The organism is Streptomyces sp. NPDC102451 (assembly GCF_044765485.1).
Lineage (GTDB): Bacteria > Actinomycetota > Actinomycetes > Streptomycetales > Streptomycetaceae > Streptomyces.
In genome coordinates, this window is sequence record NZ_JBIWKD010000002.1 from 711,189 (window position 1) to 736,329 (window position 25,141).

25 protein-coding genes and 2 pseudogenes are annotated in these 25,141 nt (G+C 69.8%); 16 read left to right on the forward strand and 11 right to left on the reverse strand.

Annotated elements, in window-relative coordinates:
• Nucleotides 1–189: 189 nt before the first annotated feature.
• A complete protein-coding gene (locus ACIRD8_RS06675) occupies nucleotides 190–690 on the reverse strand; it encodes a GNAT family N-acetyltransferase (RefSeq protein WP_403987095.1) in 501 nt (166 codons plus the stop codon).
• An 84-nt stretch (nucleotides 691–774) separates the two neighbouring features.
• Nucleotides 775–2,205 carry a hypothetical protein gene (locus ACIRD8_RS06680; RefSeq protein ID WP_403987295.1) on the reverse strand — a complete coding sequence of 477 codons (1,431 nt, stop codon included), beginning with the start codon at nucleotides 2,203–2,205 and terminating at the stop codon, nucleotides 775–777.
• Between the two features lie 209 nt (nucleotides 2,206–2,414).
• Between ACIRD8_RS06680 and ACIRD8_RS06685 the strand changes: the two genes are divergently transcribed.
• Nucleotides 2,415–3,551 carry a hypothetical protein gene (locus tag ACIRD8_RS06685; protein ID WP_403987098.1) on the forward strand — a complete coding sequence of 379 codons (1,137 nt, stop codon included), beginning with the start codon at nucleotides 2,415–2,417 and terminating at the stop codon, nucleotides 3,549–3,551.
• Between the two features lie 114 nt (nucleotides 3,552–3,665).
• The gene (locus ACIRD8_RS06690; protein WP_403987101.1) at nucleotides 3,666–4,433 is read left to right on the forward strand and encodes an NPP1 family protein; all 768 of its coding nucleotides are present in this window, start codon (nucleotides 3,666–3,668) and stop codon (nucleotides 4,431–4,433) included.
• Between the two features lie 78 nt (nucleotides 4,434–4,511).
• Here ACIRD8_RS06690 and ACIRD8_RS06695 read toward each other — a convergent pair whose 3' ends face one another.
• Nucleotides 4,512–4,943: a VOC family protein gene (locus ACIRD8_RS06695; RefSeq protein ID WP_403987104.1), complete on the reverse strand. Its 432-nt coding sequence runs from the start codon at nucleotides 4,941–4,943 to the stop codon at nucleotides 4,512–4,514.
• A gap of 274 nt (nucleotides 4,944–5,217) precedes the next feature.
• On the reverse strand, nucleotides 5,218–5,640 hold the full coding sequence (locus tag ACIRD8_RS06700) for a PPOX class F420-dependent oxidoreductase (RefSeq protein ID WP_403987106.1): 423 nt from the start codon (nucleotides 5,638–5,640) through the stop codon (nucleotides 5,218–5,220).
• 290 nt (nucleotides 5,641–5,930) lie between these two features.
• Between ACIRD8_RS06700 and ACIRD8_RS06705 the strand changes: the two are divergent.
• From ACIRD8_RS06705 to ACIRD8_RS06715, 3 genes and pseudogenes are all read left to right on the forward strand, one after another.
• Nucleotides 5,931–7,790, forward strand: a pseudogene (locus tag ACIRD8_RS06705) (hypothetical protein); the annotation flags it as partial.
• A gap of 54 nt (nucleotides 7,791–7,844) precedes the next feature.
• Nucleotides 7,845–8,453, forward strand: a pseudogene (locus ACIRD8_RS06710) (DUF6250 domain-containing protein); the annotation flags it as partial.
• A gap of 61 nt (nucleotides 8,454–8,514) precedes the next feature.
• On the forward strand, nucleotides 8,515–8,781 hold the full coding sequence (locus ACIRD8_RS06715; protein WP_403987108.1) for a hypothetical protein: 267 nt from the start codon (nucleotides 8,515–8,517) through the stop codon (nucleotides 8,779–8,781).
• A gap of 99 nt (nucleotides 8,782–8,880) precedes the next feature.
• Here the strand turns inward: ACIRD8_RS06715 and ACIRD8_RS06720 are convergent, their stop codons facing one another.
• Complete coding sequence (locus tag ACIRD8_RS06720) at nucleotides 8,881–10,158, reverse strand: MFS transporter (protein WP_403987111.1); 1,278 nt, start codon at nucleotides 10,156–10,158, stop codon at nucleotides 8,881–8,883.
• Nucleotides 10,159–10,264: 106 nt separating this feature from the next.
• On the opposite strand from ACIRD8_RS06720, the gene ACIRD8_RS06725 reads away from it, so the two are divergent.
• Entirely contained in the window at nucleotides 10,265–10,645 is a 381-nt protein-coding gene (locus ACIRD8_RS06725; RefSeq protein ID WP_403987114.1) for an ArsR/SmtB family transcription factor, read from the forward strand.
• 56 nt (nucleotides 10,646–10,701) lie between these two features.
• Nucleotides 10,702–11,283, forward strand: coding sequence for a DUF1707 domain-containing protein (locus tag ACIRD8_RS06730; RefSeq protein ID WP_403987117.1), 582 nt, complete (start codon nucleotides 10,702–10,704; stop codon nucleotides 11,281–11,283).
• Between the two features lie 55 nt (nucleotides 11,284–11,338).
• Here the strand turns inward: ACIRD8_RS06730 and ACIRD8_RS06735 are convergent, their stop codons facing one another.
• On the reverse strand, nucleotides 11,339–11,716 hold the full coding sequence (locus tag ACIRD8_RS06735; RefSeq protein WP_403987120.1) for a MerR family transcriptional regulator: 378 nt from the start codon (nucleotides 11,714–11,716) through the stop codon (nucleotides 11,339–11,341).
• A 121-nt stretch (nucleotides 11,717–11,837) separates the two neighbouring features.
• Here ACIRD8_RS06735 and ACIRD8_RS06740 point away from each other — a divergent pair, with 121 nt between their 5' ends.
• On the forward strand, nucleotides 11,838–12,911 hold the full coding sequence (locus tag ACIRD8_RS06740; RefSeq protein ID WP_403987123.1) for an alkene reductase: 1,074 nt from the start codon (nucleotides 11,838–11,840) through the stop codon (nucleotides 12,909–12,911).
• Nucleotides 12,912–12,987: 76 nt separating this feature from the next.
• Here ACIRD8_RS06740 and ACIRD8_RS06745 read toward each other — a convergent pair whose 3' ends face one another.
• Nucleotides 12,988–13,743: a class I SAM-dependent methyltransferase gene (locus ACIRD8_RS06745; RefSeq protein ID WP_403987126.1), complete on the reverse strand. Its 756-nt coding sequence runs from the start codon at nucleotides 13,741–13,743 to the stop codon at nucleotides 12,988–12,990.
• 206 nt (nucleotides 13,744–13,949) lie between these two features.
• Between ACIRD8_RS06745 and ACIRD8_RS06750 the strand changes: the two genes are divergently transcribed.
• The 3 genes from ACIRD8_RS06750 (at nucleotide 13,950) to ACIRD8_RS06760 (ending at nucleotide 15,774) form a co-directional block, all read left to right on the forward strand.
• The gene (locus ACIRD8_RS06750; RefSeq protein ID WP_403987129.1) at nucleotides 13,950–14,120 is read left to right on the forward strand and encodes a hypothetical protein; all 171 of its coding nucleotides are present in this window, start codon (nucleotides 13,950–13,952) and stop codon (nucleotides 14,118–14,120) included.
• A gap of 69 nt (nucleotides 14,121–14,189) precedes the next feature.
• On the forward strand, nucleotides 14,190–14,696 hold the full coding sequence (locus ACIRD8_RS06755) for a GNAT family N-acetyltransferase (protein ID WP_403987132.1): 507 nt from the start codon (nucleotides 14,190–14,192) through the stop codon (nucleotides 14,694–14,696).
• 232 nt (nucleotides 14,697–14,928) lie between these two features.
• Nucleotides 14,929–15,774, forward strand: a complete 846-nt coding sequence (locus ACIRD8_RS06760) for a GNAT family N-acetyltransferase (RefSeq protein ID WP_403987135.1) — start codon at nucleotides 14,929–14,931, stop codon at nucleotides 15,772–15,774.
• A 69-nt stretch (nucleotides 15,775–15,843) separates the two neighbouring features.
• Here the strand turns inward: ACIRD8_RS06760 and ACIRD8_RS06765 are convergent, their stop codons facing one another.
• A complete protein-coding gene (locus ACIRD8_RS06765; protein ID WP_403987138.1) occupies nucleotides 15,844–16,734 on the reverse strand; it encodes an LLM class F420-dependent oxidoreductase in 891 nt (296 codons plus the stop codon).
• Between the two features lie 192 nt (nucleotides 16,735–16,926).
• Between ACIRD8_RS06765 and ACIRD8_RS06770 the strand changes: the two genes are divergently transcribed.
• On the forward strand, nucleotides 16,927–18,003 hold the full coding sequence (locus tag ACIRD8_RS06770) for a glycerophosphodiester phosphodiesterase family protein (protein WP_403987141.1): 1,077 nt from the start codon (nucleotides 16,927–16,929) through the stop codon (nucleotides 18,001–18,003).
• Nucleotides 18,004–18,079: 76 nt separating this feature from the next.
• Here ACIRD8_RS06770 and ACIRD8_RS06775 read toward each other — a convergent pair whose 3' ends face one another.
• Both ACIRD8_RS06775 and ACIRD8_RS06780 read right to left on the reverse strand, forming a co-directional pair.
• Nucleotides 18,080–19,288, reverse strand: a complete 1,209-nt coding sequence (locus ACIRD8_RS06775) for an MFS transporter (protein ID WP_403987144.1) — start codon at nucleotides 19,286–19,288, stop codon at nucleotides 18,080–18,082.
• A gap of 175 nt (nucleotides 19,289–19,463) precedes the next feature.
• Nucleotides 19,464–20,069, reverse strand: coding sequence for a hypothetical protein (locus ACIRD8_RS06780; RefSeq protein ID WP_403987146.1), 606 nt, complete (start codon nucleotides 20,067–20,069; stop codon nucleotides 19,464–19,466).
• Between the two features lie 514 nt (nucleotides 20,070–20,583).
• Here ACIRD8_RS06780 and ACIRD8_RS06785 point away from each other — a divergent pair.
• The 3 genes from ACIRD8_RS06785 to ACIRD8_RS06795 all read left to right on the forward strand — a co-directional run bounded on the left by ACIRD8_RS06785 (nucleotide 20,584) and on the right by ACIRD8_RS06795 (nucleotide 22,682).
• Nucleotides 20,584–20,787 (forward strand): cold-shock protein, encoded by a 204-nt coding sequence (locus tag ACIRD8_RS06785; RefSeq protein WP_014158060.1) that lies wholly within the window; start codon nucleotides 20,584–20,586, stop codon nucleotides 20,785–20,787.
• Nucleotides 20,788–20,959: 172 nt separating this feature from the next.
• Entirely contained in the window at nucleotides 20,960–22,282 is a 1,323-nt protein-coding gene (locus ACIRD8_RS06790) for a geranylgeranyl reductase family protein (protein ID WP_403987149.1), read from the forward strand.
• Between the two features lie 91 nt (nucleotides 22,283–22,373).
• Nucleotides 22,374–22,682 (forward strand): hypothetical protein, encoded by a 309-nt coding sequence (locus ACIRD8_RS06795; RefSeq protein ID WP_403987152.1) that lies wholly within the window; start codon nucleotides 22,374–22,376, stop codon nucleotides 22,680–22,682.
• A gap of 87 nt (nucleotides 22,683–22,769) precedes the next feature.
• Here ACIRD8_RS06795 and ACIRD8_RS06800 read toward each other — a convergent pair whose 3' ends face one another.
• Nucleotides 22,770–24,074, reverse strand: a complete 1,305-nt coding sequence (locus ACIRD8_RS06800) for an SGNH/GDSL hydrolase family protein (protein ID WP_403987155.1) — start codon at nucleotides 24,072–24,074, stop codon at nucleotides 22,770–22,772.
• 525 nt (nucleotides 24,075–24,599) lie between these two features.
• Between ACIRD8_RS06800 and ACIRD8_RS06805 the strand changes: the two genes are divergently transcribed.
• Entirely contained in the window at nucleotides 24,600–25,139 is a 540-nt protein-coding gene (locus tag ACIRD8_RS06805; RefSeq protein ID WP_403987157.1) for a hypothetical protein, read from the forward strand.
• Nucleotides 25,140–25,141: the final 2 nt, after the last annotated feature.

The window sequence follows — 25,141 nt, forward strand, 5'->3', positions numbered from 1 at the left end:
TCTTGTAATAAGACACCATTCGACGTGTCGGCGCCCATGGGCACTACCCCGCACGAGCTGGTCCAAACCGAATTACCACCCCCCCCAGGCACACTTGGGGGGCGGACCGCGTCGCGGTCCGCCACCGATGTGTTTTGCCGGCACGCAGGGCCGGCAGGACGCCCTGACCCGGCCCCGGTGTCCCGCGGCTCAGCCTCCGTGCCCCGCGTCCGTCAGATCACGGGTGTAGCGCAGCCCGGGCTTTCCCATCAGTGTGATCGCGCCGGCCTGCACGAACCCGGTACGGGCCAGCACGGCCCTCGAACCCGCGTTGTCCACCGTCGTCCTGGCCCGGAGGACGGTCAGGCCGTACTCCGCGAACGCCGGCGTACACACCTCGCGGACCGCCCATGTGGCCAGGCCCCGGCCCGTGGCCCGTTCGGCGATCCGGTACCCGAGCTCGGCCGAACCTCCCGCGACGTCGACGAGGTTGATCCGGCCCAGCACGGCCCCGTCACCGTCCGCCAGGATGTGGAAGTGGTGCATCCCCGCCGCCTGCTCCCCGAGCAACTCGGCGAGGCGGGCGTCGAACCCCGCGAAGAATGCGTCCCCCCGGTCGGGGACCGCAGCGGCGAAGAACGCGCGGTTCTCCTCCTCGAAGGCGAGCAGGGCGGGAGCGTGGTCGGCACGCAGACGTTCGAGGACAGCCATCCGGGAACGATATCCGGCACCGGTAGCCGGCGGAGAGCGGTTTTCCGGCTGGGCCCCGGGTTCCGGGACCGCCGTCACGACGGCTCAGGGCGCGATTCCCACGTCCCCGAGGCTGCTCCACTTCCTCTCCTGGGCCCTGGTCATCGCGGGCCAGTGCGTGGCCCCCGCCCGTGGGTTCACCCGCGAGGAGTAGGGGCCGGGACGATGGCCGGGCCGGAAGAAGCACCCGGTCCCGTACGTGTCGTCGAAGGCCGGGCAGGAGGCGGCGACGGAAGCGGGCGTCGGCTTCCGCCCCGACCGCACCCACCCGGACAACGCCGAGAGCGCACTGGCGTACTCCGCCGTGCTGAGCCCGCTGTGCTCGCCCTCCTGGGTGAAGGTCTGCACGAGGTGCCGGTCGCGGTGAGCGCCCTTCAGGCTGTCGGAGTACGCCGTTTCGTGTTCGACGAAGGCGGTGGGGTCGTCGATGGCGTGCATGGTCAGCACGGGGACGGACACCGCCCCGGTCACATCGCTGTCGTACGAGAGGTCACGCCGCGCCGAGGGGTCGGCGGAGAACCGTTCGACCCCGGCGTTCAGCGCCGCGTCGTCGTGCGAACCGCTGTAACGCACATGCTGGTTGCTGAAGGGACTGCGCAGGCCGAGGCGTCGCACGATGTCGCGGAACGTGAAGGTCGAGAAGGAGAGGTGCGACTCGAGGGTGCGCTCGGGGATCTTCGTGACCGCGAGGATGTCGTCCAGGTTCCGCTGCTGAAGGGGCGTCCGGTCCGCCGGAGCCGAGGCATGACCCGTACATTCCTGGAGCCTGGCGCGCAGCCCCGCACCCGTCATGGCCGAATCGTCATGGAGCCCCATCCACAGGGGGTACGACGGCTCCGACGGGCGAGGGTGGTTCCGGCAGTAGTACTGGTAGACGACGCGCAGGTCCACCCGGTAGTCGTAGCCACGTGAACCGCCCGCGAGGACACCGTTCGTGAGCAGGGCGCCGTCATAGGGGGAGCCGGCCCCGGACCCGTACATCTCGATGGTCTTCGCGGCCACGTTCCCGCCCCAGGACTGGCCATGGATCAGCGTGGTGTCCGGACGTCCGAAACTCTTGGTGAACAGCCGGCGCAGATTCTCCGTGTCCGAGGCCGCCATCCTCGTCCCGTAGCCACCGCGACGGTAGGCCGAACCCGCCCAGGCGTAGCCCTGGTCGACCATGACCGACCAGCGCTCCAGGTCGTCGGCGCTGCGCTGCGGATCCGACTCCTCGCCCAGGTCGGGGCCGCCGTGGGCGTGCATGACCAGCGTTCCGTTCCATGCGTGAGGGACGGCCACGGTGTAGTGGGCGCCGCGGGGGCCCTGCCCGGCGTAGCAGGTCGCCTTCGGGGCCAATTCCGCCGGGCAGGGGACCGCGTCCGGCGCTCCGGCCGCCGCCGACGGCTGGGCGGGGCCGATGAGGCCGGCGGCGAGAATGCCCGCCGCGCAGCCTGCCGTCACCGTCGACAGCCTTCCGCGCCGACGCCGCCGCATGAGAAAAGCGAACACGGTAGTGCCTCCTGGCCTCTCGCTCCGGTGCGTGCCGGGCTTCTCGCTCCTGTGCATGCCGGCCGATGCTAGTTACGCCCGTCTCATTCACCAGGGGTCTCGTCATTGCGTTCATATCGTTTACCGTCGGGCCTTCCTGGTGCGTACATCAGTACGAACAGTGACCTCGGCCCTTCGTGCACGTTGTACAGGGCATGGCCTCTTCCTCTCCCAGCTCGCCCCCCGCCCCGGCCGTGCCGGTGGTGAAGCCGAAGCCCTTCCTGCTGACACCCAGTCAGGGAGAAGCCGCCCGTACGCTCCTGGCCTACGTGGGCTCGCTGCCGCTGAAGGGAGCCGACGCACAGCTCCTCGCAGCCGTCGTCACCATCCGGGCAGCCCGGAGCGGAGTCGGCAACCTCACCGGCCAGGACCTGCGTTCGCTGCGCCTGGCCGACCCGGAGGGCGCCGTCACCTCCTTCGCCGCTCTGGGCTGGCAGGGTCAGGAGGCCCTGCTCGGCGAGGATCTCGTCACCCCTGTGGGGGTCGTCGTGCCTGACCTCGCCGGCCGGCCGGGCTCCCGGCTGCCCTTCGGCAAGGTGATGCGGTCCAGGGTCTCGGGATGGACCATCCGGACCCTGTCCGCCAAGCCGGTCAAGAAGACCTCGACCGCCGCTCGGCTGGCCGCGCTGTTCCTCGCGGCCCACGGCCCGGCCGACGAGCACGGCACGCTCCCGGCACACCTGCCCGACGACTGCCGGGCCGCTCTGCCCGAACTGCTCGCCAAGGGCTTCCTGCAGGAGCTCGACGGCGACCGGTATCTGCTGTCCGAAGCCGTGCGGCATCTGTCCGGAGTGCGCCCCCCGTCCGACACCCCGGCGGGCACGAGCGACGAACCCGACGCGGAACAGCTGAGCTGGGACGAATGGAAGGACCGGGCGAGCGTGGCACTGCGCCGGCACGTCGAAGCGGTCGAGAGCTGCGCCGAGTGCTCCCTGTCCACGGCCAGGGTCTCGGAGGCGTTCATGCGTACGGCGGTTCCTGCCCAGTTCGAGGAGAAGGTGCGCAGGGCGCACAGTGCCTGGGAGGTCAAGTTCCCCGACCAGGGGCCTGCCGCCGCCGAGTTCGCCGCCGAGTTCCGTGCCGCGCACGGTCATGGACCATCCGTCAAGCAGTTCTGCAGGGCGATGGGATGGGGAAAGATGTCGCGCGAGCTGAGGATGTACGTCATCCGCCGGCTGATCGCCGACGGGTGGCTGATGAACACCGATCCGGTGCCGTGGACCCTGCGCCCGGGGAGGGCCGCCCGCGCCGGTACGTCCGGAACGAGGACTGCGGCCGTACGCCCACGCTGAGTGCTGCTCCGTGCCGCGAACCCGGTGCGCCCGCAGGGTTCAAGATGATTGTGATGGGCATGTCAGGCGTATCGCGCGTGCCCCCCACAGCCACGCGCCGACCGGGAGGACGCAGTGAAAAGCAGCGCACCGATCCGCAAGGCCGCTCTCGTCGTGACCAGTGCCGTCGCTCTGGTCGTCGCCTCCGCGAGCAGCGCGCTCGCCGCCCCGCCGGCCGCGCTGCCGGCGAACGCGGACGCGCTGGAGCAGACATTCCAGCCGGCGTTCGACTACGACACGGACGGCTGCTACCCCACGCCGGCGATCGGCCCCGACGGAACGATCGCCGCCGGTCTCAACACCACCGGAGCGGTCAACGGCAGTTGCCACGACGCCGTGGACCTGGACAACACCAACGGCTATGCCCGGTCCACCTGCAACAACGGCTGGTGCGCGGTCATGTACGGGCTCTACTTCGAGAAGGACCAGGCAGTGGCCGGCAGCGGGCTCGGCGGGCACCGGCACGACTGGGAACACGTCGTGGTGTGGATCAAGGACAACGAGGCCCGCTACGTGTCCACCTCCGCCCACGGCGACTTCGACGTCTACGCCGGCGACCGGATCCGATGGGACGGAACCCACCCCAAGATCGTCTATCACAAGGACGGTGTGAGCACCCACTGCTTCCGCCCCGCGAACTCCAACGACGAGCCGCCGGAGAACCACTACCACGAGTGGCGTTTCCCGGCCCTCGTCGGCTGGAACGGCTACCCCGCCGGCCTGAGGGACAAGCTGGTGCAGGCGGACTTCGGGAGTGCTGTCTTCGGTCTCAAGGACGGCAATTTCGCCGCCCATCTGCAAAAGGCCCTCCCGGCCGGAATCCCCTTCGACCCCAACGCCTGACGTAGGAGGGCGGCTGATGCCGCGCGCCCGCGCCGCTCGGCGCGGGCGGGTGGCCGCTGCACCTGCTCTGGCGAGATGTCAGCGGGCGGACAGCTCCGAAGGTGCCTCCTGCACCACCCATCCGTTGCCGTCCGGGTCGGCGAAGGACATGAACGAGTTCCAGGTGTCCCCCTTGCCCTCCTCCCAGCCCGTCGCGCCGACATGCCGGATCGGGGAGACATCCACACCCCGGCCCACCAGCTCCTCGCGTGCCGCCTCGATGTCCGTCACGCAGACCTGGAGACCCTGCAGAGTGCCGGGTGCCATGGCCTTCTCACCGGGGAAAGCGGGCATCCCCCTGAGCATCGCGATCGAACACCGCGACCCCGGCGGAGTCATCTGGATGATGCGCATACCGGGAGCGACCTCGTCGTCCAGGTCCAGCTTGAAGCCGGCCTTCTCGGTGTAGAACGCCTTCGCCCGGTCCATGTCGGTGACGGGGACCGGGATGACCTCGAGTGTCCAGTTCATGAAGCCTCCTCAGCAGAGCCAGTACGCCTGGCCGGTCGGATCCCATTCGGTGGACCCGGGACGCCGGGGCGCCCCGGCGAACCCCGAAGGAGGTCCACCGTCACCCGGGGAGGGGGCGGCGCGCACGCCGAAACGCATGCGGAGCCCGCACTGTGACCGTTTGCCCCGCCGATGTCCCGCACGTCGCCGAAGCGGCAGCCCGGTCGATGCGGACGGAGGTCCAGTGCCGCGGCAGCCAAGGTTTCGCCCCGTCGCGACCCTGGCTGCCGCGGCCCTAGGTCGCCGCCTGTGAGCTGTCCCGGAAGCCACCCCATCCGTGCCAGCGGTCGATCTCGATCCAGGCGTTGACCCGGGCGCGTTCACGGTCCGCGTACGGCTGTCCGAGGTACTGCTGGGACAGCCGGTCGATACCGGCAAGCCCCTCGTCGTCGTTCATCTCGACGACGTGCCCGATCAGGGTCACATGGGTGTACCAGTCGGAGTCGTCGAGCACCGTCAGCGTGACACGGGGATCCCGGCGCAGATGGTCCAGGCGCTTGCGGCCCTCGTCCATGTTGACCAGTACCCGGCCGTCGTCCCAGAGGTACCAGGTGGCCGTCGACACAGGCTGTCCGTCCGAACGAAGGGTGGCGATCACCGCCGGGTTGGGCTTGCGCAGCATGGCGACCGCGGCGTCGGGGAGGGGCGGCTTCGACATGTTCTCTCCTCTGTCTCGTGCTGCGCCCGCCCTGGGGTGGTGAACCACACCGGGTGATTCGGAGGGCGCGCCTCCACGCTGCCACACGAGGTGAGCGGCGGCCCGTACCGCCCCACGCTGCGCGTCCACGGCGAGCAGCGGCACGGCTCACCGGCCCGGGGCCGCGACTGCCGGATGTGAGCGGCACATTGCGGTCGCGTGGCGGCGTACGGGAAATCGTCGACACCGGGGGACGGCCGCTGCACTGTGGATCTCCGTAGACAGCGCTTTCTGTGATCGGAGGACCCACCATGCACCCCGTCCGCTCCGGACGCCGCAGAATCGCGGCGGCGAGTGCCGTGGCCGCTCTCGCCGGCCTGCTCGCTGCCCCCACCGCACACGGCGCCCCCGACACCGACCGGACCGCGGATGCGCAGCCCCGGAGGATCCTGGAGAACCTCGACAGGGGCCTCGTCGCCGTCCCTTCGGGCCGAGGCGCCTTCCTCAGCTGGCGCCTGCTCGGCACGGAGTACGGATCGGACATCGCCTTCAACGTCTACCGGGGCGGCAAGCGCCTCAATCACCGGCCGGTCACCTCGTCGACCACGTACCAGGACGACAGCCGGGGGCGCGGTGCCTACACCGTGCGCGCGGTCGTGGACGGCCGGGAGAGGAAGCCGAGCGGAGGCGCGCTGGACCTCGACAAGGGCTACGCCGAGATACCCCTGGCCGAAGCCGGCGGATACACCGTGCAGCACGCCTGGCCCGGCGACCTCGACGGGGACGGCCGCTACGAACTCGTGGTCAGCCGGTTGTCCGGAACACGGGACCGGCCGGACCTCCTGGAGGCCTACACCCTCACCGGCGAGCGCCTGTGGCGGATCGACCAAGGCCCGGGGTCGTACAACCAGGTCTCCGGCAACGGCGCCAACGACCCCGCCCCGGCCGCGATCAGCGGTTCCACCGCCATCGGTGGTTTCCGCAACGACGACAACGTCACCGTCTACGACCTGGACAGCGACGGCCGGGCGGAGGTGCTCGTCCACACCGCGGACGGCACTACCTTCGCCGACGGCGGCAGTGTCGAAGCGGAGTCGCCCGCCGACCAGTTCGTCTCCGTCGTCGACGGCGCGACGGGCACCGAGCGCACACGGCAGCCGGTACCCGGCGACTTCACCGCCGACGGGCCCTCCGGCGGCCAGTTCGGCATCGCCTACCTCGACGGCGTCCACCCGAGCCTGGTCACCAAACTCGTCACCCGCGTGGGCGCCAAGCGCGGAGCCTTCCGCACGCTGATCCAGACCTGGGACTTCGACGGCCGCGAGCTGAAGCGGAACTGGAAGTACGTCGTGCCGCCCGACAGCGGGGCCACGAGCTTCCACCAGATACGCACCGTCGACGTCGACCAGGACGGGAAGGACGACATCGCCGACGGCAACTACGTCGTCAACAGCGACGGCACCCTGCGCTACGTCGTCGACGGCGCGGGCCACGGCGACCGCTTCCACATCGCCGATCTGGACCCGGCGAGGCCGGGCCTGGAGGGGTTCGCCATCCAGCAGTCGGAACTCGGCGTCGTGTCCCGCTTCCCCTGGTACTACTACGACGCCGACACCGGTGAACGGCTCGTGACGGGAGAGCACCCCGCCGACCCGGCGAGCGAGGCCGACCTCGACGTCGGCCGGGGCACCGCGGCCGACATCGACCCCCGCCACCCGGGCCTCGAGTACTGGACCTCCACCGCCGACGTCACCGCACCGGGCGCAGGCGTCCGTAACGTGCGGGACGGCAAGGTGTCCGGCACCACACCCAGTGTCAACTTCCGCATCTGGTGGGACGGGGACAAGGGAGCCGAACTTCTCGACGGCACGCACGTGGAGAAGTGGAACCCCGCCGCCGAGACCACCGGACGTGTGTTCGACCTCGCCGGAGTGGTCCCGGCTGCCCGCAACGCCACCCCCTTCTACGGGGACGTCCTGGGTGACTGGCGTGAGGAGATCCTCGCGGAGACCGACGACCACACGGCCCTGCGCCTCTACACCACCACCGAGCCCACCTCCACCCGCCTCTACACCCTGGCCCACAACCCCGCCTACCGGCTCGGCTGGACCGTACGCGGTTACCTCCAGTCCACGTTCACGGACTACCACCTCGGCTACGGCTCGAAGAACCCGCGCCGCCCCGCGATCCGGACGGACACCGGCCCGGACCGCGCCTGGACCCCGATCGCACGGGACACCTTCCGCTCCGGCACCGGCCGGTGGACCTCCGAGCTCCAGGACGGCGGAAGCGTGACGGCCGTGGACGGCGTGCTCGACATCGACGTACCGAGCGGGGCGACGGTGTGGTTCGAGCGCAGGCTCAGCGGGCCGTACGAGATCGAGTACACGGCCACCGCCGTGTCCGAGGGTGGCGCCAACGACAGGGTGTCCGACCTCAACAACTTCTGGAACGCCACGGACGTCCGCTCACCCCGCGACCTCTTCGCCACCGTGCGCGGCGGCGCCCTGGCGGAGTACGACCACCTGAAGACCTACTACGTCGGCTACGGGGCCAACTCCAACACCACGTCCCGCTTGCGCCGTTACGTCGGTGAGGCGGGCAACCGCCCCCTCGTGCTCGACTACACGGCTCCTCTGCTGACGGCCGGCGAGCCGAACCGTGTCCGGATCGTCTCGGACGGCTCGACCGTGCAGTGGTGGAACAACGGCCGGCTTGTGTTCGACCATCAGGACCCGGAGCCGTACACCAGTGGTCACTTCGCGTTCCGGACGGTCACCAGCCACTTCAGGATCAGCGACTTCACGGTCTGGCGCCCGCCCACGCGCGGGTGAAGGGCTCCCCGGCGCCGTCTCACGGAGGCGGATTGTCGGTGGTGGCTGTGATGCTGGGGTCATGGACGAACTGATGAGGCGCCGCGTCTACGGCGCCGACCACGACGACCCCGATCCCGGACCCCGGCCCGGGCACGTCTACGTGGAACTGGTGGGCGGCCCGCTGGACGGGCTGCTCCTGGACGTGACCGGCTGGCCCGAGGAGCGCCTGGCGGTGGGCGCCGCCCTCGGCACGGAGCTCGGGAAGTTCGGCGCGGGAGGACGCGCCGTGTACGGACCGGTGGCCGCCGACCCGAGTCACTGGGCCTGGGAGGCGGACAGCCCCTGAGCTGTCCGCCTCCCGAGGCCTCGCCCTGCCCACGCCGGCCCCCGCAGCCGGCGTCCTGCGCGGGGCCCTCGATGGTCACGCCGGATCATCGCGTACAGCTCAACCTTCGGCGGGCGGTCCCGCGCGGTGGCCGGTGGAGAGGACGAGGAGGCCGCCCAGGACCGCGCACGCCATCAGAGCGGTGGCGAAGACGGTCGTCGCGGTGGCCAGTCCCATCGCATCGCTGAGGTAGCCGGCCGTGACGGGAAGGATGCCGGCCGGCACATAACCGCCCACGTTCAGAGCCGCGTTGGCCTCGGCGAGCCGGTGCGGGGGCACGGTGGAGTTGAGGAGTGACAGCCCTCCGAGCTGCCCCATGCCCTGGCCCGCACCGGCAAGGAGGGCGGCGGTGACGAGCAGCGGGACCGAGGAGGTGCGTACGGCGGTGATGAGCGCGACCGTGCCGAGCACGATGCTCACGGCCCCCGCCGCGAGGATCGTGCGTGTCCGCAGTCGCCGGACCGCGAACTGCACACCTGTCGCGGCGAGGAACATGGAGAAGGCCATGGCTCCGGCGGTGATCCGGCTGGTGGTGCCGAGCAGGCCGGTGAGCAGCGACGGTCCGAGGGAGAGCACGAACGAGGTGGCGGTGATCCCGGGGGCGAACACAGCCATACCGTGGACGAGTTGCAGGCGGGTGCCGGCCGGCACCACCGGAATGCGCACCCAGGTCCCCTTCACGGTTGCGGTTCGATGCCGTAGGGGCATCCGCAGTACCGCGAGGAACGCTGTGGCCAGGAGTGCGATCTCGAGGACGAAGACGGTGACCGTCGGCGCGGGAGCCGCTTCGGAGAGCACGCCCGCAAGCAGCGGTCCCAGTCCCGCGCCGAAGACCATGGCGGACGAGGCGAGAAGTGCGGCGAGCCGCCTGCGTCCCTCTCCCGCCACGTCCGTCACGGCGGCCATCCCCGCGGACACGACGGCCCCGACGGCGATCCCGCTGAACAGGCGGGCCACGACCAGAGCGGGGACCGTGGTGGCGGTCGCGAAGATGAGGCAGGCCGCCATGCCCAGGGCGAGCGCGGGCAGCAGGACGGGCTTGCGCCCGATTCGGTCGGACACGACCCCCGAGACCAGCAGGGAACCGAGCAGACCGAGGATGTAGAAGGCGAAGATCACCGTGAGCGTGCCCTGGGAGAAGCCGATCTCGCGCTGCCACAGGACGTACAGCGGGGTCGCCGCGTTGGACAGCACGAAGACCGCTGTGACGGGCCAGGCCGCCAGCCAGATCCACCGGACGGGCGTGAGGGGCGTACCAGCGTCCCCCGGGGCCTCCGTTCCGGCGTGCTGCGGGCCTCCCGCCGTCCCGGCGGCCACCACTCCTCGACTTTCAGGCATGACTGAACCCCTCCGAAGTGCCAGTACGAGTCGAGTCGAACTTAGCATGCAGTACGATTGAACTCGTACAGCGAATGCAGTGAGTTCAGCTTGTGAGGAGTTGGTCATGGCTTCAACGGCGCCCCCGGCACAGGTCGTCAAAACCCTGCCGGAACCTGCGGATCTGCCCAGCCCGCTGCCCGAGCCGGCGGTCGACGACCTGCGGCTGGAGGCGGTGCTGGGTGCACTCAGTGATCCGCTGCGTCTGCGCATCGTGCGCAAACTCCTCCTGGAGTCGGAGCGGTTCGACCACTCCTGCGGATGGTTCGGCCTCGACCGCCCCAAATCCTCGCTCACGCACCACTTCAAGGCCTTGCGCGAGGCGGGCGTCACGAGGCAGCGGCAGTACGGCCTGGAGCGCCGGAGCCATGTGCGTATCGACGACCTCGACGCCCGCTTCCCCGGCCTGCTGGACCTCGTCGCGGCCTGGGTGCCGGACGCCCCCTGAGGGCGGGGCCGCAATTCAGGGTCCGCCCGGCCGTCGCCCTCGTTATCATCGGCTTCATGAGCGTCGAGCCCTCGAACCCCGTCCCCCTGCGCGCCTCCGACGCGGACCGTGAGGCGGTGGTGGCGGAGCTGCAGGAAGCTGCGGCCGACGGGCGTATCGACCTCGACGAGCTCGGTGCGCGGCTGGAAGTGGCCCTGGCTGCCAGGACGCATGTCGAGCTGGCGCCCCTCACCGCCGACCTGCTGCCTGCCATGCCGCCGGCTCAGCCGCTGGTCCTCAAGGGTGGGTTTGCTGGTGCGGTGCGGGAGGGGGTGTGGCGGGTGCCCGAGCGGATCAGTGCGTACGGCGGTCTGGGCGGCGCCAAGATCGACTTCACCCGGGTCGAGTGCCGACTGCGCGTGGTGGAGATCGAGGTGGACGGTCAGACCGGTGGTGTCGAGGTCGTCGTCCCTGACGGGTGGGTGGTGGAAATGGGGGAGTTGGACCCCGGACTCGCCGGCCTGCGGAACAGGACCACCGCCGAGAAGCTCCCGGGCACGCCCCTGATTCGGTTGACCGGCACCTGTGGGATGGGTGGGGTGACGGTTCGCCACCCCAAACGCGGTGAACGCCGCAAGCTGCTGCGGGAGAGCCGGTGAGTGAGGGGCCTGTCGTCGACGGGAAGGCCCGGGCGGTGCGGCTGCCCGGACCGCCTCAGCAGGTCACCGTGTTCTGAAGCTGTTCGCGGTGGGCTCGGGCCGTGGAGATGAGCTCGTCGAGCGCGTCCCGGGTGGCCGCGAGGTCGGTGATGTGCCGGTTGAGCCGGTCGCGCTCCTGCATCATCCGCCCGAGTGCGGCGTCGGAGTTGTCCTGGCTCGGTTCGTCGACGCAGGGGAGGAGTTCGATGATGGTGCGGCTGGAGAGGCCTGCCGCGTACAGCCGTTGGATGAATCCGACCCGCTCGGCCTGATCCACCGTGTAATGGCGCTGCCCGCTGCTGCTCCGGGTACTGGAGAGCAGCCCTTGCTCCTCGTAGTAACGCAGTGAACGGACACTGGCCCCCGTCAGTGATGCGAGCTCCCCGATCCGCATGGGCCCTCCCCGTGTGCTGTGGTGTGCGTCACAGCCCTTGCCTCTGACATTGATGTGAGGTTTTAGCGTAATCGATGTACCCGGAAGCCGGGCACGAAGTCGACGCAAGGGGAATTTCGACATGACGGGCCTTTTCCACAGCTACCAGCTCGGTGACCTGAATCTGCCCAACCGGGTGGTGATGGCCCCGATGACGCGAGTCCGTGCTGCGGCGGGCGGCCTCGCGACCCCGTCGATGGCCACCTACTACGCCCAGCGCGCCACGGCCGGACTCATCGTGAGCGAGGGCGTGCAGCCGAGCCTGATCGGGCAGTCCAATCCCGGTACACCGGGACTGCACACCGACGAGCAGGTGGCCGCATGGCGGCAGGTGACGTCCGCGGTGCACACGAACGGCGGACGGATCTTCGCGCAGATCATGCACGGCGGCCGGGTGTCGCACCCGGACACCACCGGTATGCAGCCGGTCGGCCCCTCCGCGGTGCCCGCCGTGGGTGATGTGTTCACCCCCACGGGCCCCCAGCCCGCTCCGGTCCCGCGTGCCCTGGAGACCGCAGAGGTGGGGGAGCACGCCCTGGCGTACGCGAACGCCGCCCGCCGTGCCGTCGACGCGGGCTTCGACGGGGTGGAACTGCACGGTGCCAACGGCTACCTGATCTCACAGTTCCTCTCGTCCGACGCCAACCTGCGTACGGATGTCTACGGTGGTTCGGTGGCCAACCGGATCCGGTTCGCCGTGGAGGCGGTCTCCGCGACGGTGCAGGCGGTCGGAGGAGCGAGGACCGGCATACGGCTGTCCCCGGGCGGCGGTTTCTGGGGCGTGACGGAGACCGACGCCCTCGAACTCAACACGGCACTGCTGGCCGAACTGGCACGGCTGGAGGTGGCCTACGTACATCTGGAGGCCACGGTCGACGAGGAAGTGCTGCTGGGTCTGCGGCGGGCCTGGCCGGGTACCTTGATCATGAATCCCGTGTTCCCCATGGGGCCTAAGCAGACCGGCCCCGCCGAAGCGGATCACTGGCTCGCACTGGGGGCAGACCTGATCGGCTTCGGCCGTGCGTTCATCGCCAACCCCGACCTCGTGGAGCGGCTGCGCTCCCGGCTGCCGATCGCTCCGGTCGATGATGCAACGTACTACCAGGGGGGCGACGCCGGATACCTGACCTACCCGGCCTACCAGTACACCGCCTGACGCCGGCAGCCTTGCGGGTCGGGTGATCCGGTCGCGCGCCGCTTTCTCCCGCAGCCTCCACCGACGCGGCACGGTGTCAGGGGGTGGTGGGGATGGCCAAGGCCAGGCTGACCACATAGCGCTCCTCGACCGTCCCGTGCGGGAAGACCTCGGTCAGGATCTCCCGTTCCTCGGCAAGGAACGCGGCGGTGGCTTCCCCGCCGAGGACGAGGAAGTCGGAGTAGGTGGCGAGGTTCGCGAGATGCGTTTCGAGCGGGACGCTTCTGGACCACGTGATCTGCCGCTCGGCGAAGGAGAGTTCCGGCGGCAGGCCTCGGAACCGGGCAGTCGGGTCGGGCTCGTCGCCCTCGGCGCCGAAGAGCCGGCGCAGACGGGCGTCCTGGTCGGCCGTCCAGCCGACCGCGCTGTCCGAGTCGTTCCACCAGAGGGCGAGTGCTCCGCCTCGGCGAAGCACTCGCAGGGCCTCCGGTACGGACTCACACCGGTCGGTCCAGTGCCAGCTCTGGGCATAGGTGAGGATGTCGATGGACCCGGAGGCGAGCGGCAGGTGGTTCCCGTCGCCACGCACGACGGGGACGCCCGGAAGGCCGAGGCGGAACTGCTTCGCCATGGCAGCGCCCGGCTCGACCGCCAGGACGCGCGCACCGCGGGCATGGAGGTGCGTGGTCGCGAGCCCCGTGCCTGCGCCGATGTCGGCGACGTCCGCGCCGCTCAGCGGGCGACCAGCCAGTTCCTCGACCGCGTCGAACAGCGCGGGCGGATAGGAAGGCCGGTACGCGGCGTACTCGGGGGCTGCCCTGTCGAAGGAACGGGCATGCGCAGTGGTCGTCATACGGTGATCCTCGCCAATCCCGAGGCAGCAGGGGCAGGAATGGGCCAAAACTCTCGCTCCACGGGCAGGTGCCGCCCAAGGTCTGCGAAGCCCGCCCCCCGCCGGTCGCCCAGCCGGTCCTCCCGGAACAGCAGGGCCGTCACCCGACCGGCCTGATCCACGTACGCGGGGGCACACGGGTTCCAACGACAAGAAGGAGCTACGCCATGCTGGGTATTGCCGCAGCCGTACTGTTCTTCATCGCCTTTCTGATCAACGCCGCCGACATAGCGACCAACGACGTCTTCGCTTCGACGAACATCATGCTGCTCGGCCTCGTCGCGCTGGCGTTGCATGTGGCAGGCATCGGGAACGGACGGCGCGTCGGCCGACGGTGACGCCTGCCCGGCAGGCCGCCCACCCGGGGTCGCACACGCAGGGGCTCGGCTGCCGAGGACAATGTGCCCATGCGTATCCGACCGGTGGACATCGACGAGCTTCCGCTCCTGCAGGACATCGAGCGGGCTGCCGGGCAGTGCTTCCGGGACATCGGCATGCCCGAGATCGCTGAGGACGAGCCGCTCCTGGCCGGCGAACTGGCGTGCTACCGGGGGAGTGGGCTGGCCTGGGTCGCCGTCGATCCCGCAGACGTTCCGGTGGCCTACCTCATCGCCGAGCACGTGGACGGGAACCTCCACGTCGAGCAGGTCTCGGTGCACCCCGACCACGCGCGCCGCGCGGTCGGACGCTCGTTGCTCGACCATCTCGCGGCACATGCCGCGGCGGGCGGTGTCCCCGCCCTCACTCTCACCACGTTCGCCGATGTCCCCTGGAACGCGCCCTACTACGCGCGCTGCGGATTCCACCTGCTCGACGACACCGGACTCGGTCCGGGGCTGCGGGAGATCCGACGAACCGAGGCCGCCCACGGCCTGGACCGATGGCCAAGGGTCTGCATGCGCCGGGAGCTGTGATCCGGCGTGCCCGGTGTCCCGCGGCGTGGAGCGTGAGGCGGGAGGCTCCGGTCCGGCAAATCACCCTTGCGGGTGAGGAGTTGAGTGCTCGGGAGCAAGTGGGTGAAGACTGTCTGCATGCGGGTGACGGCCGGCAGGGTGCGGCACATCCGGGATCGCGGCACGGCCTGGACGGGAGCCGGACCCGCCCCGTTGTTTCACCGGGCTTCATCGAATCGAGTGGACGAGGGACATGGCGGAGTACGAGATCACGACTGCCGGCATCCGGGAGATGGCGAGGTTCCTGGAGTGGGCCGCCGACGAGCAGTGGAACCCGGGCAAGTCCGACCACCTCCCCTTCCACGCCGCCGACCCGCACGGGTTTCTCCTGGGAAGGCTGGACGATGAACCCGTCACCTCCATTTCCGCCGTACGGTACGGAGCGGATTTCGGCTTCATCGGGTTCTACATCGCCCGCCCCCGGGTCCGCGGCCAGGGATACGGGATCCAGGCGTGGCAGGTGGCCATGAAACGCCTGGACGGCCGCAACGTGGGCCTCGACGGAGTGGTCGACCAGCAGGACAACTACCGCAAGTCCGGGTTCCGTACGGCCTGGACCCACATCCGGTACGCGGGAACGCCGAGTGGCGAGGAGCCCTCCGGAGACATCACGGTCGTGGACGCCGGATCCATCCCCTTCGGCCGGCTGGCCTCCTACGACCGCCGCTTCTTCCCCGCGCGCCGTGACGTCTTTCTCTCCTTGTGGGTGGGTGTGCCCGGCCACACCGCCCTCGTGGCGCTGCGGGACGGTGAACTGAGCGGCTTCGGAGTCGCGCGCCCGGCGGAGTCGGGTGTACGCGTCGGCCCCCTTTACGCCGCGTCCGACGACGTCGCTCTGGCCCTGCTGAACAGTCTGTCGGCAGAGCATCAGGGGGCGCCGGTGGCCCTGGACGTGCCCGACGTCAACGGGGTGGCGATCCGGCTGATGGAGCGCCTAGGACTCGAACCGACCTTCGAGTGCGCCCGGATGTACACCAGGGACGTCCCCGAAGTCGACATGGCCGGCATCTTCGCCGCGACCACCATCGAACTGGGATAGCCCCTCGCCGGCCGCCGTGCCGGAGCGGCCCGGACGGGGACGGGCCACGCCGTCCCCGAGAGCGGCCCCCTACAACTCGTCGGCGAACACCTTTGCCAGCTCCCGCCATTCGGCGCGCGGCAGGCCGCCGCCACCCTCGTCGGCGGTGAGCACCTGGAGCGCCACGTGGTCTGCGCCGGCGTCGAGATACTCCTGGGTCCGGGTCCTCACACGCTCGGCGTCACCCAGGGCGAAGAGCGCGTCGAGGAGCCGGACGCTGCCGCCGCCGTCGAAGTCGCTCTCCGCGAACCCCAGGCGCAGCAAGTTGTCGGTGTAGTTGGGCAGCTTGAGGTACATCGACAGCATGGTGCGCGCGGTCGTGCGTGCGCGGTCGGCGTCGCTGTCGAGCACCACCGACAGCTCCGGTGCGAGCAACGCGTCGGGGCCGAGTGCCGTACGTGCCTCCGCGGTGTGCTCCGCGGTGACGAGATAAGGGTGTGCTCCCCGTGCCCGGTCGGTGGCGAGCTTCAGCATCTTCGGGCCGAGCGCGGCGAGGACCCGGCTACCGGGGCCCACCGGCGGGGTCGCTGCGTCGAGCGCGTCGAGGTAGGCGACCATCGCGCTGTACGGCTTCTCGTACTGCGGCACCATCGGACCGTGGCTGACGCCCAGGCCCAGCACGAACCGCCCGCGCGAGCCGGCGCCGATCGCACCGATCCGCGCCGCCACATCCTCGGCGGAGTGGTCCCAGATACTCAGGATGCCGGTGGCCACGGTGACCGTGCGGGTGGCGGCGAGGACAGCTGCGGCGTCCTCGACCGAAGGACTGCCACCGATCCAGAGCGTGCCGTACTTCAGCTCTTCGAGCTCGGCGACCGCCTCCGCGATCGCTTCTCTGCCCGCGTCGTCCGTACGCGACCCGTGCAGGGAGCCGCTCCAGATGCCGATCCGTCCGAATGCCTCGCGCGTCTCAGAACTCATGGTGAGGTCAACAGCGGCCCGACCCTGCTATTCCCACCCGGAAAGGAGTTCACCCGAACGGGGTCAAGGGGGCTTCCTCGGGAGTGACCGTTCCACGTACGTTCATGGTGTCCTCGCTGTGGAGCCTCGTGCGGGCCGGATCCCCAGGATTGGCTTCGCGGCGTCCAGCTCGACGCAACAGACGAGGCACATATGTCCCTGAGGCACGCAGTCGCCGGCCTGGCCCTTCTTCCCGTGCTCGCCGTTCCGGCGACCGCGCAGGCGGCCACGGCTCCCCAGAAGCACCAACCCCCCGTTCGCAGGGCCGTTTTCGACCTGCAGGCCCACCGCGGAGGCCTCGGACTCACCACGGAGGCGTCCATCGAGGGCTTCGCCAAGGCGATACGCCTGGGTGTCAGCACCCTGGAGTTGGACACCCAGATCACCGAGGACCGGAGAGTGGTCGTGACCCACGACCGGCAGGTCAGCGCTCAGAAGTGCAAGGACACCAACCCGTTGACGCCGGGTGACTCGAAGTACCCGTATGTCGGCAAGTACGTCAAGGACCTGACGCTCGCGCAGATCAGGACCATGGACTGCGGCTATCAGCAGCTGCCCGGATTCCCTGAGCAGGAACAGATCAAGGGCCACCGCATGGTCGAACTGAAGGACGTCCTCGACTTGGTGAGGAGTTACGGCGCCAAGCGGATCAAACTGAACATCGAGACGAAGGTGGAGGCCGGAGCGCCCGAGGAGACCGCCCCGCGCAAGCTGTTCGTGCGTCGCGTCCACGAGGAGATCCACCGCTCCGGCATCGAGAAGCAGGTGACCGTCCAGTCCTTCGACTGGGGGGCCTTGAAGGAGATGCACCGGATCGCACCGGCGTACCCGCTGGTGGCGCTGACGAACTACGACTTCCTCCAGGTCGGGAAGCCCGGAGCGTCGCCCTGGCTCGGCGGGATCGACGCCGATGACTACGGCGGGGACTTCGTCGCGGCAGCCGCGTCCGTGCCCGGCGTGACCGCACTGTCCCCGAACTACGGATTCCCGCAGAACGGCACGGTGACGGACCCCGGGTTCCGGTTCTACCCCGACAGGAAGATGGTCCGCGACGCACACCGGCGCGGACTGGAGGTCATCCCCTGGACCTGTGACGATCCGGCCACCGTCGAGGAGCTCATGGACATGGGCGTCGACGGAATCATCACCGATTTCCCCGACCGCGTGCGGGCCGTCATGGCAGCCCGTGGCATGCGGCTGCCCACGTCGTACCCGGAACCGCAGCACTGACGACGGGGACGGCCGGCTCCTGACGCCCTACGGGCGGGCATGGTGCTCGTGGCCGGGCGGCTCGGCCACGAGCCGCTCAGCGGTGGCCGTTCCGCAGCGCTCCTGCGAGCAGGAGCGCGAGCACCCCGGCCAGTGGCACCACCAGGAGGCCCACCCGGAGACTCGTGGCGTCGGTGACGAGCCCGACGATCGGGGGCGAGGCCAGGAAGCCCAGGCGCATGAGCCAGGAGACGATCGCCAGCCCCGAGCCGGGCTTGAGGCCGGGCAGTTCGTCGGCTTCCTGCATGGCAGCCGGGACCAGCGTCGCCACCCCGAACCCGGCTGCCGCGAAGCCCAGGATCGTGCCCGGCACCGAGGGTGCCGCCAGGGCAAGGCCCATGCCGACCGCTGTGATCAGACCGCCCGCTCGGGCCACGGTGCGCTGGCCGAACCGGTCGACGAGCCTGTCGCCGATGATGCGGCCGATGAACTGGGCGCCGACCAGAGCGATGTAGCCGAAGGCTGCCAGCGTCACCGCCGCATGCAGCGAGCCGGACAGATAGAGCGTCGCCCAGGAACTGCCCGCGTCCTCGACCAGGGTGCCGGCCGTCGCGATGAGGACGAGAGCAGCCAGGACGTACGCGGTGCGCCGGCCCCTCGTCTCCGGACCCGCCGCGCGCACCGCACGACGGTCGGTGTCGGGTACGGGGCCGGACTCGCTCTCGGGCCCGGACAGGCAGTACCGCAGAGCGACGCACGCCGCGGCCGCGAACACCAAGGCCGAGACCGTCAGGTGCTGGCCCCTCGAGAGGCCGAGTGCGATCGCCGCGGCGGCCATGGACCCCCCGGCGACGGCGCCGATGGACCAGATCGCGTGGAAGGAGTTGATGATGGAACGCCCGTAGCGACGCTGCACCCTCAGTCCGTGGGCGTTCTGCGCGACATCGGTGACGGCGTCCATCGCCCCGGCCAGGAACAGCGCACCCGCGAACAGTACGACCGAGTCGGCCAGGCCCGCCGCGAGGATGCCGGCGCCGGTCAGCAGGGTGCCCAGCACCGCCGCCCGCGCCGAACCCAGCCGTCGGACGGCCACTCCGGCCGCAAGCCCGGCGGCGATGGCCCCAGCCGGGAACGCAGCGACCGCCAGCCCGTAGACGGTGCTGCTCATGCCCAGGTCGGCTTTGATCTGCGGGTACCGCGGCAGGAGGTTGGCGAAGAGGGCCCCGTTGGTGAAGAACAGCACGGCAACGGCTACCCGGGCCTGCCGTTCGGCCAGGGCGGGCCTGCTCGGCGCTTCAACAGTCATACGGGAACCATATAGGCCGAGCGTACGAACGTACACTCGCTGTCCGTCATGGTCGCCGGACCCCACGCCCGGCCGCGGCGGTCATGTCGACAGGAGGTGCGTGTTCCGCGGGGTGCGGGCCTGGGGACTGGGTGGCGGCAGCGCGGCGGCCAGGGGCGGAGTCCTTGATGCGCAGCTACTTGGCCGCGGCGCCGGCGCCCAGTTCCGCGGCCGGGACGGGGCTGTAGTAGACGGAGCGTCCCTGCTTGGAGCGCTCCAGCAGTCCATGCGCGACGCCTTGCTCGAGCGTGTTGCGCACCACCGTGACCTGGGTCGTGCGCTGGGGGTGAGCCTCGGTCAGGGCCGCGGCCACCTCGGCGGCGGACTTCGGTTCCCTCTGCTCCGAGAGATATCCGGTGACCAGCTCGCGCCACGTCGGCTCCCCGGACTTCTTGGTTGCCCCGGTCTCACCGGCGGCCGTCCGGCGGTCGGCCCGAGTCCGGGACTTCGGTGTGCTGCCGCCCTTCTGCGAGGCGGTGCTGCTCCTGGAGCGGCGAGCCGCCGGGACGGAAGCCGCCGACTTGCCTGCCTTGCCCTTGCTCGCGGCGGGCTTTGCGATCCCCAGCACATCTTGCATCTTGACCAGGATCCGCTCGCCCTCCTCCAACTGGATGAGCTCGTCCTGCAGTCGGGTCAGCTCGCCGCGTGCCCGGTCCTGCTCGCTCCGGTTGGCTGCGAGATCGTCCGTGATCCGCTGTGCATAGTCTGCGCTGATGCCGGATGTAGGAGTATTTTCGGACATGCAGTCCTCGTCTTTCGCTGTGTGTCTCAAACGGCCTATGGCGTGTGATGCTACCGACACCGACGTGGGTAACACCCGGTGGATCCCGAAGCGCCACGGATGTGGGCCCTTTCCGTGCGCTGGATCGAGTGGATCCGGCACGCGTCGCCTTCGGATGCCCGGACCGCCAGGCCTGGGCGACTCTGCGATGTTGGCCCGAAGTTGTGCCTGTCGGGGCGACGGTCAGAAGGGCCGTACGCGAATCGTCCGTGCCCCCTTCCCGAGCAAGGGGGTGACACACATCCGAAGTTCACGCCCAAATCACGCCGTAGGAGTGAGCCGATTCCACCGGACGTACACATCGCGTCGTTGCTCTCTGGTGGGGGCCGGTTTCGCCATGTAGCGTCACTGCCAGATGTCGTGGTTCGCCTGCCTGCCCGCGCTTCGGTGCGGGCGTTTTGCTGGGTCGGTGCGGAACCACGGCACCTTCGGGACCGCGAGGTGCGGGTCCGGATATCAACGGGAAGGCACGAGCATGGCCAGCGGAACCGTCAAGTGGTTCAACGCCGAAAAGGGTTTCGGCTTCATCCAGCAGGACGGCGGCGGGCCGGACGTCTTCGCGCACTACTCCGCCATCAACGCCACGGGCTTCCGCGAGCTCCAGGAAGGCCAGGCCGTGACCTTCGACGTCACCCAGGGCCAGAAGGGCCCGCAGGCGGAGAACATCACGACCGCCTGATCGCGTAGGCCGAGACAGCCCAGGCCCTCGGGGGCGCAGCCGCCCGAGGGCCTGGTGTCCCGCACACGCTCACCTTGCCGGAGATGGCCCCGGCGGCCTCGACGCGACCGTAACCGGTCCGGCATCGGGCGTCGGACCTCCCGGTCCGCCCCGTTCATCGAGGAGGCAGCACGTGGAGTCGGACGACGGTGTGGGTGGCGGCGATCATCAGGCGCAGGTGATCGTGGTGGGTGCGGGGCCCGCCGGTTCGGCTGCGGCGCTCCACCTGGCGCGGGCCGGTGTGGACGTGGTGCTGCTCGAGAAAGGCACCTTTCCCCGCGACAAGGTGTGCGGGGACGGACTCACACCGCGAGGCGTACAGCAGTTGGTGCGCATGGGGGTCGACATCGACGCCCCCGGCTGGATGCGCACCAAAGGTATGCGATGGGTCTGCGGAGGGCGTCAGGTACACATCGACTGGCCTCGTTCCGGCAGCCATCCGGACTTCGGCCTGACCCGCTCCCGCCACGACTTCGACGACATCCTGGCCCGTCAGGCCGTGGCCGCCGGGGCGCGGCTGTGCCTGGAGACGAAGGCGACGGCCCCTCTGACCGACCGCGCCGGACGCATCACCGGCGTGAGCACGGTCGCGGGAGCCGACAAGCAGCCGAAGAACTACCACGCCCCCGTGGTGATCGCCGCGGACGGTGCCTCCGCACGGACCGCCCTCGCCATGGGACTGGAGCGGGACCCGAACAGGCCGATGGCCACCGCCGCCCGCCGCTACTACCGCAGCGAGGCCCGCACCCATGACCCGTACCTGGAGCTCTGGGCCGACCTGCTCTGTTCCCGTACGGGTCGTGACCTGCCGGGATACGGATGGATCTTCCCCCTCGGCGACGGCCGCGTGAATGTCGGCCTGGGCGCCCTGCCGCACCGCGGTCACGGATCGGTGGATCTGCGGGCCACGATGGACCGGTGGCTGACCCGGGTTCCCGACCACTGGGATCTGCGTGAGGAGAACGCCGACTCCCCGCTGCGCAGCGCCGCGCTGCCCATGGGCTTCAACCGCAGGCCTCAGTACCGTCGCGGTCTGCTCCTGGTCGGCGACAGCGCCGGCATGGTCAGTCCATGGAGCGGGGAAGGCATCGTCCAGGCCATGGAGGCGGGGGAGGTCGCGGCCGAGACCGTCGCCCTCGCGCTGCACCGCCCGAGCGGCCCCGGGCGTGAGCAGGCACTCCATCAGTACGCGAGCGAAGTGAACCGCCGCTGGGGGCGCTACTACCGGCTCGGCAACACCGTCGCCGATCTTGTGCTCGCCCGCTACGGCTACCGGCCGCTCCTCAGCCCCCGTGTCATGGCCTCGCCCGCTCTGGTGCACACCCTCGCCCGACTGCTGACGCACGGAAGCGACGCACCGACCGACGACCTGATCGACACCCTCGTCCGAGGCATCGTACGGATGGTCCCGGCGCCGGGCCGGCGCGCCCGAGGCCTGGGCGCGCGGCGCCGCTGACACCTGGACCGAGCGTGCCCCTCGGTGACTTCTGCGCATGTGGGTAGCCGCAAGGAGACGCCAAAACGATGGCGCACCGTGAGGAGCTCTCATGACCACATTTGTGATCACCGTGCCCGGCACATTCGTCACGGACGTCACAGAGACGTCCCGTTCGGCCCTGGAGCGCAAACTGGCCACACAGCACACGGACGTGAGCAAGAGCGAAGGCATCGATCTGCTCAGCCTCAACGATGACGCCACCTTCTCCATCCGGCTGGAGGTCGATGCCGCAGACCGGTACGAGGCGGAACTGGCCGCCGTACGCCTCGTGTCCGCCGCGCTGCGGGAGACGGGATTCGCCGAAAACGATGCACCGCTGGGCCCGCCCGCCGTCACGGGTATCGACAGCGACCTCTGATGGGCCGTCACGGCGAGTCGCAGCGGTGCTCTTGAGGACCTCGCTCCCGTCAACGCTCCGGGCTTCGTCGAGAGGGCCTGCCGGGTGTCACTTGTGGAGGACCTTGGCCACCTCGTTCGCCATCACCTGGTAGCCGGCGTCGTTGGGGTGCAGAGCGTCCTTGAAGGCGTAGGACGTGTTGAGGCGGTCCGGGTCGGAGGGGGCGGCGAGCGCCCTGTCGAAGTCGACATAGGCGTCGAACTCGCCGGAATGCCGGATCCAGTCGTTGACCTCGTTGCTGACCTGCGCAGCGTGCGGGCCCCAGTGGTCCGAGCCCTTGAAGGGCAGCAGAGTCGCTCCGACGACTTCGAGGCCCTTGTCGTGCGCGGCGTGGATCAGCGTGCGGTAGCCGGTGATGAGTTCACGGGACGACACGACAGGGGCGGGCTTGTAGGTGGCAGGCGGATTCGGTCCCTTGGCGGCCTCGCTGAAGCCGATGTCGTTGACCCCTTCGAGGATGACGACCGTGGAGACGCCCGGCGCGTCGAGGACGTCGCGCCTGAAGCGGGCGGTGGCGCGCTCACCGAACCAGGCGGAGTCGTTCAGTACCAGGTTGCCGCCGATGCCCTGGTTGACGACGGGCCTCCCCGTTCGCTCGGCGAGGGCGTCGGAGTACCGGCGGTCGGCGTTGGGCGTGGAGCCGAAGCCGTCGGTGATGGAGTCACCGAAGACGACGACGCCGCCCTCGGCGCCCGTACCTCCGGCGTGGCTCCCGGCTGTCCCGGCACGGAGCCTGTCCTCCGCATCACCGACCTCGATGCCGGAGAGGTAGTACCAGGACTGGGATGTGCTGTCGTACGCGGCGCCCGTCGTATCGGCGCGGTGGTCGCCTTCAGCCCGGTAGGTGTCGGCCCAGCCCTGGGAGTGAAAGGTGGCGGGGCCCGTGGTTCCCGCGAAGTAGAGGGTGACCGTGACCGACTCCAGTCGCTTCAGGTCCAGTTGGACCGTGTCGCTGCGGAGTTCCCCATGGGCCGGGATCCACGTCGACCGCTTGCCGTCGAAGGTGAGGTGGCGGACCGACCCCTCTTCGACGGCCGCGCCCCGGGCGGTGCGGGCGATCACCGCACCCGTGATCCGCAGTGGTGAGGTGCCGTACGTGTTGGAGAGCCGGATTCTGGCGAGGCTGCCGCTCTTGGTGACCCGGACGACCTGGCGTACGGACTGGTGGGAGAAGCCTTCCTGCGACCAGTTCGGGGTGAAGCCGGTGCTGGGCAACTGAGGGGACGCGCCCCAGGCCGCGGTCCAGGCGACGGGTGTTGCGTCCGCCGGTGCGGCCGGGGCGGCCAGGATGCCGATGGCGAGGGATCCGGCGAAGAGAGGTGCGGCGATGCGGCGTACGTAGGCAGTGTTCACGGCTGACCCCTAATGGGATTATGGTTCCGTTAAGTTGAGGGAACCGTAACAGATCCTCGGGTCTAATGGAACGGGTGACCCGTTTGTGCTGCCTGTCTGTGGGTCGCGGCCGATGACTGCCGTGCGCTGCTGAAGGGTTGACAGGCGTTCAGCGCACAGGACTCTGTCGGTGCGGGCGCCGGGCTCGGACAGGTGTGGTCGTCGTTGACGAAACCGATGTGTGTATCTGGGGGAGTGGTCTACCGAGAGGTGTTCGTCGGCCTCACCGGCGCCGGCGGCGGAGTGTGCTGCCTCTTCGGCACCGGTGACGGCGGCTCCGAACGGGGTGTACCGGCTCAACGGTGAGGTGACCCAGGAGACGGCGCTCTCCGGTCCTCTCCTCCGCGCCCGTGCGCGGCCTTGTGCGGGCACGCCCTCGCGTCTGCTGACAGGCGAGGGGTGGACGTCGGTGGAGTGGTCGAACTCCACCCCGGGTTCCACCCGTGGGTCGAGGCGCTGCGAGCCTCGTCCCGGCAACCTTGAGGCATGACAACGACCGAGTGGATCACCGACATCGCCCTCATTCTCGTCGTCTTCCGGCAGTTGCGGGAAGGCCGGCTCAACCTCAAGTCCTTCCTGATCCCGCTGGGGATCGTGGCCTTCGTGACCTACTCGTACCTGGACACCATCCCCACCGCCGGCAACGACCTGGTGCTGATCGGCGCCCTGATGAGTGCGGGTGCCGCCCTCGGCGTCGCGGGCGGCATCTACACCCGGATACGGACCGCCGGCGAGCACATCCTGATCAAGGCCGGTGCGGTATCGGCGATCCTGTGGGTATCGGGCATGGGAGCGCGGATGGCCTTCCAGATGTGGGTCGAGCACGGCGGTGGGGCCGATGACGTCGCCCGGTTCAGCATCACTCACCACATCACGAGCGACCAGGCCTGGGTGGCGGCGTTCGTGCTGATGGCACTCACCGAAGTGGTCACGCGACTGGCCACGATCTTCATACGGAGCCGGAAAACCCGCAGCGGGACCCGGACGGTCACCAGCCCCGCACCCGTCTTCGAACGTACGGCCTGACC